This is a genomic window from Thermococcus sp., from assembly GCF_027011145.1.
Classification (GTDB): domain Archaea; phylum Methanobacteriota_B; class Thermococci; order Thermococcales; family Thermococcaceae; genus Thermococcus.
The window spans coordinates 1-11560 of record NZ_JALVAO010000040.1 but is presented as its reverse complement, the minus strand read 5'-3'; the positions used below and the strand labels follow the sequence as shown (position 1 = coordinate 11560).

The 11560-nt window shown below is 50.8% G+C and carries 12 protein-coding genes and 1 pseudogene; 3 read left to right on the top strand and 10 right to left on the bottom strand.

Translation table 11 applies throughout. The features are described 5' to 3' along the window. Positions 1-50: 50 nt before the first annotated feature. Together MVG27_RS04395 and MVG27_RS04390 are read right to left on the bottom strand one after the other, a co-directional pair. Positions 51-1055 (bottom strand): ABC transporter ATP-binding protein, encoded by a 1005-nt coding sequence (locus MVG27_RS04395; RefSeq protein WP_297549283.1) that lies wholly within the window; start codon positions 1053-1055, stop codon positions 51-53. Beyond that, positions 1049-2674, bottom strand: coding sequence for an iron ABC transporter permease (locus tag MVG27_RS04390; RefSeq protein ID WP_297556263.1), 1626 nt, complete (start codon positions 2672-2674; stop codon positions 1049-1051). Before MVG27_RS04390 ends, MVG27_RS04395 begins: the two co-directional genes overlap by 7 nt. Before the next feature lie 86 nt (positions 2675-2760). On the opposite strand from MVG27_RS04390, the gene MVG27_RS04385 reads away from it, so the two are divergent. Beyond that, entirely contained in the window at positions 2761-3804 is a 1044-nt protein-coding gene (locus tag MVG27_RS04385; protein WP_297549279.1) for a P1 family peptidase, read from the top strand. Here MVG27_RS04385 and MVG27_RS04380 read toward each other — a convergent pair whose 3' ends face one another. From MVG27_RS04380 to MVG27_RS04365, 4 genes are read right to left on the bottom strand one after another with little or no spacing between them, the layout of a single operon-like run. Then, the gene (locus MVG27_RS04380; protein ID WP_297549277.1) at positions 3805-4650 is read right to left on the bottom strand and encodes a deoxyribonuclease IV; all 846 of its coding nucleotides are present in this window, start codon (positions 4648-4650) and stop codon (positions 3805-3807) included. A gap of 42 nt (positions 4651-4692) precedes the next feature. After that, positions 4693-5751, bottom strand: coding sequence for a hypothetical protein (locus MVG27_RS04375; protein ID WP_297549275.1), 1059 nt, complete (start codon positions 5749-5751; stop codon positions 4693-4695). Next, the gene (locus MVG27_RS04370) at positions 5708-6883 is read right to left on the bottom strand and encodes a DUF373 family protein (RefSeq protein ID WP_297556261.1); all 1176 of its coding nucleotides are present in this window, start codon (positions 6881-6883) and stop codon (positions 5708-5710) included. The genes MVG27_RS04375 and MVG27_RS04370 overlap by 44 nt, the downstream gene beginning before the upstream one ends. Then, a complete protein-coding gene (locus MVG27_RS04365) occupies positions 6876-7178 on the bottom strand; it encodes an MTH1187 family thiamine-binding protein (RefSeq protein ID WP_297470863.1) in 303 nt (100 codons plus the stop codon). The genes MVG27_RS04370 and MVG27_RS04365 overlap by 8 nt, the downstream gene beginning before the upstream one ends. 93 nt (positions 7179-7271) lie before the next feature. On the opposite strand from MVG27_RS04365, the gene MVG27_RS04360 reads away from it, so the two are divergent. Then, positions 7272-7889: a TIGR00296 family protein gene (locus MVG27_RS04360; protein WP_297549271.1), complete on the top strand. Its 618-nt coding sequence runs from the start codon at positions 7272-7274 to the stop codon at positions 7887-7889. On the opposite strand, the gene MVG27_RS04355 is transcribed toward MVG27_RS04360, so the two are convergent. The 4 genes from MVG27_RS04355 to MVG27_RS04340 all read right to left on the bottom strand — a co-directional run bounded on the left by MVG27_RS04355 (position 7886) and on the right by MVG27_RS04340 (position 10702). Then, positions 7886-8374, bottom strand: a complete 489-nt coding sequence (locus MVG27_RS04355) for a PIN domain-containing protein (RefSeq protein WP_297549269.1) — start codon at positions 8372-8374, stop codon at positions 7886-7888. The genes MVG27_RS04360 and MVG27_RS04355 overlap by 4 nt on opposite strands. Then, entirely contained in the window at positions 8334-8492 is a 159-nt protein-coding gene (locus MVG27_RS04350) for a hypothetical protein (protein ID WP_297549267.1), read from the bottom strand. The genes MVG27_RS04355 and MVG27_RS04350 overlap by 41 nt, the downstream gene beginning before the upstream one ends. Positions 8493-8756: 264 nt before the next feature. Continuing rightward, positions 8757-9272, bottom strand: coding sequence for a hypothetical protein (locus MVG27_RS04345; protein WP_297549265.1), 516 nt, complete (start codon positions 9270-9272; stop codon positions 8757-8759). 74 nt (positions 9273-9346) lie between these two features. Continuing rightward, positions 9347-10702, bottom strand: a complete 1356-nt coding sequence (locus tag MVG27_RS04340) for an RsmB/NOP family class I SAM-dependent RNA methyltransferase (protein ID WP_297549263.1) — start codon at positions 10700-10702, stop codon at positions 9347-9349. Positions 10703-10785: 83 nt separating this feature from the next. Here MVG27_RS04340 and MVG27_RS04335 point away from each other — a divergent pair. Continuing rightward, positions 10786-11560, top strand: a pseudogene (locus tag MVG27_RS04335) (DNA polymerase); the annotation flags it as partial.

Sequence of the window (11560 nt, the reverse complement as noted above, 5' to 3'; positions counted from 1 at the left end):
CAAAAAAGGCTATATTTGGAATTTATAAAGCTTTTTTTAACATAAATTTGTTACAAACCGAGGAGGGAGAAAGACCTTACAACTATCCCAACCCTCGAAGGGACGTGATTCGGTTCGAATGGCAAATCCGGCAGGGGGCGCTCGGCGATTATTGAACGGCCCTCAACATCGAGGTAGAGCCTCATTCTGCCGGGAAGGAGCTCGTAGTCAACGACCTTCCCATCGTTTCCCTCGGTGATAATAACGCTCTCCGGCCTGAAGAACACCCTAACCTTTCCGTTAGTACCAACACGGAACTCAAGGTTTCCGAGCCTCGCAACTCCATTCTCGGCTTCGAGCTCCAGTATGTTACCCGTCCCGAGAAAACGTGCCACGAACTCTGTTCTTGGCCTGTAATAGAGCTCCAGAGGTTTTCCGACCTGTTCAACGGTTCCGACGTTCATGACGGCTATCCTATCGCTTATCGCCATAGCCTCTTCCTGGTCGTGGGTAACGTAAATCGTCGTTATGCCGAGCTCACGCTGGATTCTTCGTATTTCCGACCGCAAACGTTCCCTTATCTTGGCGTCGAGGTTGCTGAGCGGTTCATCGAGGAGGAGAACCTCCGGCTCAACGACGAGGGCCCTGGCAAGTGCAACCCTCTGTTGCTGTCCACCGGAGAGCTGTTCGGGATAGCGGTTCTCAAACCCCCTCAAACCCACGAGCTCAAGGGCCCACTTCACTCTTTTTTCGATTTCAGCCCTTGGAAGCTTTCTCATCTCGAGGCCGAAGGCGATGTTTTTAAACACGGTCATGTGCGGAAAGAGCGCGTAATCCTGGAAAACTATGCCAATGTTCCTCTCGTAGGGTTCCAGTTCGGTAACGTCCCTCCCACTGAAGAGAACCTTCCCGGAGTCGGGCCTCTCAAGGCCCGCTATTATCCTCAGCGTCGTCGTCTTTCCGCAACCGCTCGGGCCGAGGAAAGTGAGAAGCTCGCCGTCTTTAACGGAGAGGTCAACGTGAAGTTCAAAACCCTCCCAGCGCTTTTCAACGTTTCTTAGCTCTACACTCACCATACCTCCTCACCGACCCTCTCTATTATCAGGAATCCAACTGCCGAAACTAGCATGAGGAGCACGGATAAAGCCGAGGCACTCCCAAAATGCCTCGCACCCAGGAACTTGTAGACCGCGAGGCTCATGGTCGTGTATTCGGGCTTGGCAAGCATGTAGGTCGCGCCGAGCTCGGCAATGCTCATCGCGAAGGCAAAGATTGCCCCGACGAGGAGGCTTCCGAAGGCGAGGGGGAGCTCGACCTTTAAAAAGGCCCTCCACTCATTGGCCCCGAGGGTTAAGGCCGCCTCGCGCAGGTTCCGTTTTATCTTACCGAGCCCCGTTGAAAGGGAGCGGAAGACGAAGGGGTAAGCAATCACGGAATGCGCTATCGCCACAATCCAGAAGGTGTAGTAGAGAGGTGTTGACTGGAAAGCCATGATGTAGCCGAGGGCAACCGTTACTGGTGAGCTCGCAAGAGGGAGCATTACGAAAACGTCGAGAACCCTTTTCCCCCTGAAATCGTAGCGGTTGAGGAAATACGCCAGAGGAAGGGCTATTAGGATTGAGAGGACAACGGTTGTGAAGCCGAAGAGGAGGGAGTTTTTAATCGTTCCGAGAGTAGAGATTCCGAACATCGGGTTATACTCGGGGGAAAAAACCCTGCGGTAGTTCTCAAGGCTCAGATGACCGTTATAGAGAAGGGAATCGTATACTATAGCAATCAGGGGAGCGACGATGAAGACGAAAACGAGAGTGGAATATAGGATTATTCCCAGTCCCTCGAGGCTGAAAAGGTCTTCACGTGTAAGTCTCGCCGGCCTCTGGAGAACCCTCTGCTCTTCCCTTTTTGAGTAGGCATCGAGGGAACGAAGGTATATGTACATGAAGAGCGCGCTGAGGGCTATCTGAATAACTGCTAGGGCCGCGCCTGTTCTGAAATCAAGGAGCGTCATCACCGTCGAGAAGATGTCAACCTCCATTGTAACGTAGCGGTAACCACCGAGGATTAGGGGAACGGAAAAGCTCAGGAAGCAGAAGACGAAGGTAAGCATTGCGGATGCAAATATCGCCGGCGAGATTAAGGGCAGGGTGACCTTCCAGAAGAGCTTAAAGCCCCTCGCGCCGAGCGTTTTGGCCATCTCCTCGTAGTGGGGATTGACCCTCTGCCAGAGCGACGAGACCATTCTAACAACAATCGGAAAGTTGTAGAATGCGTGGGCCAAAAGAATTGCCTTCCAGGTGTAGATTATCCCGGGGTCATGGCCTATCAGGTGTGCTATGAACCCGTCCTTTCCGAAGAGGAGGATAAATCCAAGGGCCACCATTATGCCGGGCATTACGAATGGAACCGTCAGAAGGGCCCGGATTAGCCTCTTTCCCGGGAAGTCGTACTTGGCAAAGATGTAAGCTCCCGGAAGTCCAATTAGGAGAGTCAAAATGGTCGACGCCACGGCCTGACCGATTGTGAAGAGGATAACCCAGCGGTGGTAGGAGTTGCTCAAAACGGATGAGATAAACCGTAACGTCGGGCCGTCTTCCCAGAGGCCCAGCCGTAGGATATCGGCTAGGGGCAGGTAGAAGAAAATCAGGAGGAAGGCAAGGGAGGGAACCGCGATGAGGCAACCAGTCCTGAGTTTCATGGTCACAACTCGGTTTTGCATCTTTATAAGCGTTGATTGGACAAGTTTGTTAAATCTTCTTTTCCAAGGTAAACTGGGTGGGTACCATGAAGGCCCCCGAGCTGGGAATAAAAATCGGCCTCTACGAGCACGGGAAAAGGAACTCCATGGCGGATTTAGGCGTTAAGGTCGGTCACGCAACGCTAATAGAGGATAACGACGTAAGGACGGGCGTTACCGTTCTCCTTCCGCCTGTAAAGAACCCCTACAGGGAGAGGCTTTTCTCGGCAACCTTCGTCATGAACGGCTTCTCAAAACCGATAGGCTTCATTCAGGTTGAGGAACTCGGCTACATCGAGACGCCAATAGCTCTGACAAACACGCTGAGCGTCTATATCGTTGCTAGTGCGGTGGTTAAGCACATGGTTGAACTCAATCAAGATTTGAAGAGCGTCTCTCCGGTCGTTATGGAGTGCAACGACTCTTATCTCAACAACGTCCGGAAGATGGCCGTTAGGGAGGAGCATTACTTTGAGGCCCTCAAAAATGCCAGACTGGACTTCAAGGAGGGCTCCGTTGGGGCTGGCACTGGAATGAGCGCCTTCGAGTTCAAGGGCGGGATAGGCTCTTCGTCGAGGGTCGTCGAGATTGGCGGTGAGGAATACAGAGTTGCATCACTCGTTCTGGCAAACTTCGGTAGGAGGGAGGATTTAACAATTGCCGGAATTCCCGTTGGCCTCTACCTGAAGGACTACCCGGGAAGGGGCACCTCTGGAAGGGGGAGCATATCAATGGTGGTGGCCACAGATGCCCCCCTGACGGCCCGGCAGTTGAAGAGGCTCGCGAAGAGAGCGGTTATCGGCCTGGCAAGAACCGGTGGCTACGCATACCACGGGAGCGGGGACGTCGTTTTAGCGTTCTCAACAGCCCAGAGCGTTCCATTTGGAAAAGAACCAGAAATGGTAAGCTTCCTCCCGGACAACGCACTGAGCAGGCTCTTTAGAGCAACCGCAGAAGCAACCGAGGAAGCGATAATCAACGCATTGTTGCAGGCGAAGACGATGGAGGGCAACGGTCATGTCAGATACGCCCTGCCGGTTGAGGAGGTCCTCGAAATTTTGGAAAAGCACGGAGTAGTTGAGAGAGCCTGATTAGACCTTTATCTCCTCGTATTTCCTTTTCATGAGCAGTGCATCTTCCTCAATGTTGGGACTCTCGCTTATGACGACGCCTTTTACCCTAAACTCCTTCAGAACGCGGAGTAAGTCCTCCCACCTCATGTCACTCTCCCTGAGGGGTAGGTGTCTTTTCTCGCCCTTCTCAGTGTACTCTATACCGGACATGTGGATGTGCATGTTGTCGAGGGCTTCCCTACCGAGCCTGTCCTCAATGAACGCCAGCATCTCGCGCCATTCCTCGACGGAGTTGCACTTTCCTTTGTTTCTCGCATGGGCGTGGGCGAAGTCTATGGCGGGGAGAACCATCTCCAGTTCTTCGCTCAGCTTTACTATCTCCCTCAGCTCGCCGAACTGGGTCGGCTTTCCCGTGAGTTCCGGCCTGAGCCATACCTTAACACCTTTGTCCATCAGTTCCCTCTGCACGTCCTTCAGGGCCTCAAGGATTCTCTGATAAACGCTCTCCTTCGGTTGCTTGAGGTAATAACCGGCGTGGAAAACGACGCTCCAGCCACCGGCCTGGTGAAGCCTCTCGGCGCTCTGGATTATCCTCCTCTTGCTTGCTTCAACTTTGGCTTTCTCGCTCGCATTGAGGTTGATGTAATAGGGCGCGTGAGCCGTTAGAAGAACGTCGTGCTTTTTGGCGGTGTACTTTATCTTCTTCGCCAGCTCGGGTTTGATGTTGACCCCGCGGACGAACTCAAGCTCCATGGCATCCAGACCAAGGTTCCTGACGTGGATTATACCGTCTATCGTTGAGCGCTTAGGGGTTGACAGCGGTATTCCTGCCGTTCCGAAGCGTAGCCTATCCACCCTGAACATCCCTCACCACCCTAAATAATTAGGAAAGCCTAACTTATAAGACTACCGTTCGATTCTCTCGCCGAGGTATTCTTCCAGCTTGTTCAACTCACCTTCGAGCTCTTTCTCAATTTTTGAGAGCTTCTTTTCGAGCTTATGAAGTTCCTCGGAAATCACGGCGAGTTCCCTCTCCAAAGAGCCGAGTTCTTCACGAACGGGTTTAATACTCTCAACTACATTCTTTTTCCGTTCCTCAAGCTCAACAAGCTCTCTCTTGAGTTTGCTTATCTCCAAAAGCTCCGATTCAAAATTGGCAAGCAACCACTCCGCGGATTTTCTGGCCTTTCCGTCGAGACGGGGGTATACAGACTTGAGGAGCGAAATGAACTCATCAGGCTTTTCGAGAGCAACCCCGCTGTCCCTGGCGATTTCATCGGCTATTCCTCCGAGCCTCATTCTTTTGAGGGGCTTCTGGAGCTTTGAAACCTTCGAGCGGAGTTCAAGTTCTATGGAGCGAATTCTTCCCGAAACAGCGTTGATTTCCTTCTCAATATCGCGGAATTCCTTTGATGACAGAACTTCTTCCACTTTCTTCCTCTCCCCCTCGACTCGCCCTGCAAGTTCAATCAGCCTTTTCTTTTTCTCAACGAACTCCTCATGGGTTCTTTTTAACTCTTCCAGCTTTGTAGAGACCTCTATTTCGGGGGGAAGGACCTTCACGAGTTGCTTCATGAACTCTGAATAACCTTCACTGAGCTCCTTTAGGATAGAGTTTATGGCGTATACCTCCTTCTCGAAGAGAATCATGACGTGCTTCCCATAGTCAAGATGAATCTTTGAGAGGTCCGAGAGCCGTTTTCCAAGTTCCTCCATTGTTCGAATGCCTTCCAAGGCGTGTCTCATCGCGCTTACATAGTTTCTCCTATCGGCCTCAACAATCTGGAGCAACCTCTCATCGACTTTCTTTGGAGGTCGGGCCCTTTCAAGCCTTTCAAGGGCCTTCAAAAGTTCCCGTTTCTTCTTTTCAAGCCACTTGTTGTATTTTTTTCTGAGCTTTTCGGCCCGTCTTAGGCCTTCTTCACGCCTTAGTTCGTATTTTCGTATCGCTTCCTCCAGTTTCAACTTTTACCCACCCTCTAACTTTTCCCCTGAGATAGACACCAATCACGACTGCAAGGGCAACATCAAATATAGCAAAGAGCAACTTCTGGAAGACATCGATATCAGAAATCGTGAGTATAGCTAAAGCATACCGGGTAGTTAGGTCAATCGTCACCCACAAAGCGGGGGTCATGAGAAGGGCAGAGGCATAGTACCAGATGTGGTGGTCCCTCTTGAGGTAAGCCTGGATTACCCTTCCGGCCATCATGACGGCTATTCCCAAGGCGATGGAAGCTGACAGTGCATTAAGATAAATCAGGGTTGCAAGTAAAGACGTCCCGGGGTAACTACCTATCAGTTTCAGGGAGTAGCTTTCGAGGTTGAGATAGGCGTTAATTGCCCCACTTATTATTATAAGGATTCCGGCAACGAAAGACAGAACCACAACGAACTGCTCAACTACTGCCTTCCGCAGGGAGGATACCACACTACCCAGACTGAAGTTAAAGCCCTTGGCGAAGAAGATTCCACCGATTATGAGGAGAACGGTTCCCCATATTACCGTTGAGACTATCTTCTCGCTCTCGGGATACCAGACACCAACAAGTTTGGCTATTCCATAGAGCAACGCCATCAAACCGGGGATTCCAAAGACAACCCTCGCGACCTCCGGGTCGCTCAGAATTTCCTTAAGGTACTTCACTATGATGTACCACGTGGTTTCTATACCCGGGCTCTGCTTGACCACAACGCGATGAGATGTTATTATCGGCACCCTGGAAGTTATTATCGGGAAAATCTGCTCGTCCTCGGCGCCGTCAGTTACGGGAATGACGCCATCAGCCGGGAAGACCTTGAGGACTTCCTCAAGTTGCCTTGCCAGCTCCATATCGCTCTTTAGCCCAACCTTCGGGTGACCGGTTATTATCGCAACTTCAACTTCGTCGAACTCCCCCTTTTCTTTGAGCTCATCGGCGAGCTTAACGGCGGCGTAAACAACGTTGGCATCGCTGTCTTCCGGATCTGCCAGGCTGAGCTTTAAGGCTGCGTCTATACAGACCTCTCGCCCGATGACCGGCCCCTTAACGCCCGCCTTCTTCCCGAAGTCGTCGTCTCGGTCAATAGCCAGAACGAGAACCCTAATCTCAACCACCCCTGACCTTTTCCATCACGGATTTTACCTTGTCCTCCATGTGCCTTTCCTTGTCCCTGCGGTCGTCAATCCTGATTGTGGTTGAAACCCTCTCGGCGCCGAGTTTAAACATGAGCTCGTGCGCCTCTTCGATTATCTGAAGGGCCTCTCTTACAGTCTCGGTCTCGATGATTGTAGCCATGGGTGTCAACTGGTATTTAACGCCCTTCCTCTCTAAAAGCTTTATCACCTCCGCAACGTACCTGCTGAGACTCTTCTCCCCGAGGGGCACAACCACGAACTCAACGATGACCACCTTCGACACCCGCTTTAATCTCTATCGGCAGTAATTTAAGGGTTGCGATAGGTTAATAAACTAACGTGAGGTAATTTTAAAGGGTGAGGAAAGATGTACCGAATAAAGGACGAGTGGGGCGAGTTCCTCGTCAGGCTCGCGAGAAAAGCCGTTGAGGAATACGTGAGGTACGGAAGGGTGATAAAACCACCAGAAGACACCCCCCCGGAGCTATGGGAGAAGATGGGCGTCTTCGTAACGCTCAACAGGCACAACGTTCCCCCGCAGATGGCCCTGAGGGGTTGCATAGGCTTCCCGCTCCCGATTTACCCGTTGGTCGAGGCTACCATAAAGGCGGCAATCTACGCGGCTGTAGATGATCCGCGCTTTCCTCCGGTGAGGGAGAGCGAGCTTGACGATATCGTCGTCGAGGTGAGCGTTTTAACGCCTCCAGAACCTATCGAAGGTCCGCCGGAGGAGAGGCCCAAGAAGATAAAGGTCGGCAGGGACGGGCTGATAATCGAGAAAGGCATTTACTCCGGGCTACTGCTCCCGCAGGTGCCCATCGAGTGGGGCTGGGACGAGGAGGAGTTTTTATCGCAGACCTGCTGGAAGGCCGGCCTTCCACCCGACTGCTGGCTTGACCCCGACACGAAGGTCTACCGCTTCACAGCGGAGATATTCGAGGAGGAGTACCCAAGGGGCCCCGTTAGGAGGAAGCCGTTGGTTTAATCTTTCTTCTTTTCCCAGTATTCTCTGGGGAGCAAAACAATTCCCTGGACCACTTTATAATCCTCATCGAATGTTGCCAGTTCCCTAATTCCGTTTTGAAGCATCGTGGCTATTATCTTAGCATCATGAGGAAGGAGCGAATACTTCTTCATGGTTGCGAGCGTTAAGTATATGTCCGCATCCCTGACTATTGCCACATTCCTTTCCTCGATAAGCTCCGTAACGAGTGTTATCGCCTCTTCAATAATTTCCTCACCCTCGGGAGTTTGAAGTTTTCTTTTGACATCGAAGCGATTTTTGACTCCCATTTCGGCGAACAGCTTGCGAATTATTACGTAAACACTTTCGTCTATGACAGTTTCAGACGTTATAAGGGGAAACCGCTCAAAGACTCTGTCGGTAAACTTGGTGAGCTCAGTCTCGACTATAGCATTGATTATGATGCTACTGTCCAGAAACGTCCCTGTACTCTTCGATGTATTCACGCAGTTCCCTCCATGAGCCTTTTAGCTTCCTCTTTCTTGGTTTTTTTGAAAAGTAGCCAGCTCTGAAAAGATTAGCCAGGGCGAAGACTTCGTCAAAGTTAGATGCCACACTCTCCATGTGTGAAAATTGGAGGGGAGGGTTTTAACCCTTTCCATTTCCAAACGGTTGGTTCAATTACTGGAACAGGCAACGATAGTAAGTGATAGTCTCGAAAATGTCTTCCCTTAAATAATTAAATCCCTAGCTCTTCAACAGCGTGAGCTGAGTGCAAAAATGATTGAAAAGTATGGAGAAGAGAAGCCGTGGCCTACACGGCGTTGTACTACCTGATGACCCTTTACGCTGTTTTTGACCCGTTAAATCAAAAGAATGAGAGAATATCTAGTAGCTGGGATACCTGTTGAAGGGCCTGTAGTGGAGCTTCCTTCCCAGAAACAGAAAAACGACCATTGAAACGATCATAAGCCCCACCAACGCGAAGGCCCTCTCAACGTCCCCAGCAACCACTCTGGGAACAACAATTATGGCCAGTATGAAGCCAATGCCCGCACCGATCCATCCGTACATAAATGCCGGCATTCCCTTTAGAAGTTCATCCCTGTAAATCAGGGCAAATGCACCTGCAGTAAAGGTGATGAACGTGTTAATGGCGAAGGGAACGCTGATAGGCACTAGAGCTAGGGAAAGGATGGCTATTAGGCCGATTAAAGCAATGGCCCTTTTAGTTTTGTTCGTCGTTTCCTTTCTCGCGAGCCAGACTGCTAAAAACACAACAAATACAACTGTTGATAGCCCTATCGCTTGGACCGTTGAGGCCTTTAATTCCCTCAGGAAATACATCAACATAACTGCCGAAAGCAGTGTCGAATACACCACACCTCGGATAGTGTCGTTCATTCATTATCACCCGTGTTATTATTGCTTTTTTGGTTAAAAGTATTTTCCCAAACTGAGACTGTTAAAGCCTAAGGTTACCTTTTCCTCATCTTCGCTATGAAAAACCCGTTGCAGTCGTGTCTGTGGGTCCAAGCACGGAAGACCTTATCCCCTATTTCGAGAAAGCCTCTATCCCCCCAGCTGAAGCTCTCCTTTATCAGCTCCAGCCCGACCCGTTCAACGGCGAAGAGGACGTTTTCTTCGTCTTCATCAACTCTAATCGAGCACGTCGAGTATGTCATCTCGCCATCCTCGCGGAGATTCTCGTACGCGTTTTTGAGCATATTCCTCTGGACGCTTATGATGCGCTTAATCTTTTTTTCATCAAAGCGCCACTTTACCTCCGGAAACTGCCTGTAAGTCCCGGAGCTTGAACACGGCGCATCAAGGATTATTCTGTCGAATTTGGCTTTATCTTTGAAGCTCTGGCCGTCCGCATGAACGAGCCTGACGTTTTTGATTCCCAGAAGTTTCATTTTCTCCTTCATTCTCATTAAGCGGTCGTAGGAATAATCAACCGCCACTATTTCGCCCCTGTTCTCCATAAGCGCCGCGGCGTGGAAGGTTTTACTCCCCGGCGCGGCCGCTAGGTCAAGAACCCTCTCGCCCGGCTCCGGATTCAAGACGTGGGCGACGTAGGCACTAGCCAAATCCTGAATCACGAACTTCCCTTCTTTGTACCAGTCAAGCCTCGTGACAGGAGTCTTGTATTCGAGGACTTTCAAAACGTCGGGAACCGGAGTCAGAGCAGTTCTAACGCCATTCTCCTCAAGGTAATCTCTGAGAGAATCAACGTCAGTCTTCAGCGTGTTGGCCCTGACGTAGTAGCGCTGGGGTCTGTTGTTGCTGAGGAGCAAGCGAACGGCCTCGTCGTAGCCGAGCAAGTCTATGACGTATTCAACATACCAGCGCGGGTGGGAGAAGCGAACGCTCAACCACGCTATTCTGTCCTTCTCTTTCAGCCTTTTCAACGCTTTCTCGACGTCGAACTTCTCTATAGAGTGCATCAGAGCGTTTACAAATTTTGCCCTGCTGAAGTCAAAGCGCTCCTTGACGACACGGATTATAGAGTCTGTCGCTATCGCTGGCGGAACCTTCCGGAAGTGTATCTCAAACGTCCCTATACGAAGGAGGTTCGCCAGATAGGGGTCCAAATCTTCAATCGTTGAGCCCTTCAAAACCGAGTTGATTATGAAGTCTATTTTAGCGCGCCACTTCTCAATCTCGAAGACGTAAGCGTGGGCCAAACCGCGCGCCTTTTCACGGTCCCTTCCTGCCACTTTCCTGAAGACCCTCTCGAGGGCGTGCTTGGAAGAGAGCTCACGCTCCTCAACTAAGCTTAAAGCGTCCGCAACTACCTCCTGAAAGCTTATCCTATAAAACAGCTCCATGCTCGGCCCTTTGCTGGGAAGTTTAAAAAGGTGGTGGTGAGGTTTATTAGGATATACTCACAAAAATTTTCGGGTGTAAGTTAATGATTCTCGACACTGATTACATCACAGAAGGTGGGAGGCCGGTCATAAGGATATTCAAAAAGGAGAACGGCGAGTTTAAAATCGAGTACGACAGAAACTTTGAGCCCTACTTCTACGCGCTCCTAAAAGACGATTCAGCGATTGAGGAAGTCAAAAAGATAATCGCCAAGAGGCACGGAACGGTAGTCAAGGTAAAGCGCGCCGAGAAGGTTAAGAGGAAGTTCCTCGGCAGGCCGATAGAGGTGTGGAAGCTCTATTTTACTCACCCCCAGGACGTTCCGGCAATCAGGGACAAGATAAGGGAGCATCCAGCTGTCATAGACATCTACGAGTACGACATTCCCTTTGCCAAGCGCTACCTCATTGACAAGGGCTTAATCCCGATGGAGGGCGATGAGGAGCTTAAAATGCTCGCCTTCGACATCGAGACGCTCTACCACGAAGGTGAGGAGTTTGCAGAGGGGCCAATTCTGATGATAAGCTACGCCGACGAAGAGGGAGCGAGGGTTATAACCTGGAAAAAGGTTGACCTGCCCTACGTTGACGTAGTTTCAACGGAGAAGGAGATGATAAAGCGTTTTCTCAAGGTCGTCAAGGAGAAGGACCCGGATGTCCTCATAACATACAACGGCGACAACTTCGACTTTGCCTACCTCAAGAGGCGCTCCGAAAAGCTCGGCGTCAAGTTCATTCTCGGTAGAGACGGAAGCGAGCCGAAGATACAGAGGATGGGCGACCGCTTCGCCGTTGAAGTCAAGGGCAGAATTCACTTCG

What these genes read in the sequence shown, in the direction of transcription:
- MVG27_RS04395 (WP_297549283.1), bottom strand. Translation starts at nt 1,055, where the DNA reads ATGGTGAGTGTAGAGCTAAGAAACGTTGAAAAGCGCTGGGAGGGTTTT.
- MVG27_RS04390 (WP_297556263.1), bottom strand. Translation starts at nt 2,674, where the DNA reads ATGAAACTCAGGACTGGTTGCCTCATCGCGGTTCCCTCCCTTGCCTTC.
- MVG27_RS04385 (WP_297549279.1), top strand. Translation starts at nt 2,761, where the DNA reads ATGAAGGCCCCCGAGCTGGGAATAAAAATCGGCCTCTACGAGCACGGG.
- MVG27_RS04380 (WP_297549277.1), bottom strand. Translation starts at nt 4,650, where the DNA reads ATGTTCAGGGTGGATAGGCTACGCTTCGGAACGGCAGGAATACCGCTG.
- MVG27_RS04360 (WP_297549271.1), top strand. Translation starts at nt 7,272, where the DNA reads ATGTACCGAATAAAGGACGAGTGGGGCGAGTTCCTCGTCAGGCTCGCG.
- MVG27_RS04350 (WP_297549267.1), bottom strand. Translation starts at nt 8,492, where the DNA reads ATGGAGAGTGTGGCATCTAACTTTGACGAAGTCTTCGCCCTGGCTAAT.
- MVG27_RS04345 (WP_297549265.1), bottom strand. Translation starts at nt 9,272, where the DNA reads ATGAACGACACTATCCGAGGTGTGGTGTATTCGACACTGCTTTCGGCA.
- MVG27_RS04340 (WP_297549263.1), bottom strand. Translation starts at nt 10,702, where the DNA reads ATGGAGCTGTTTTATAGGATAAGCTTTCAGGAGGTAGTTGCGGACGCT.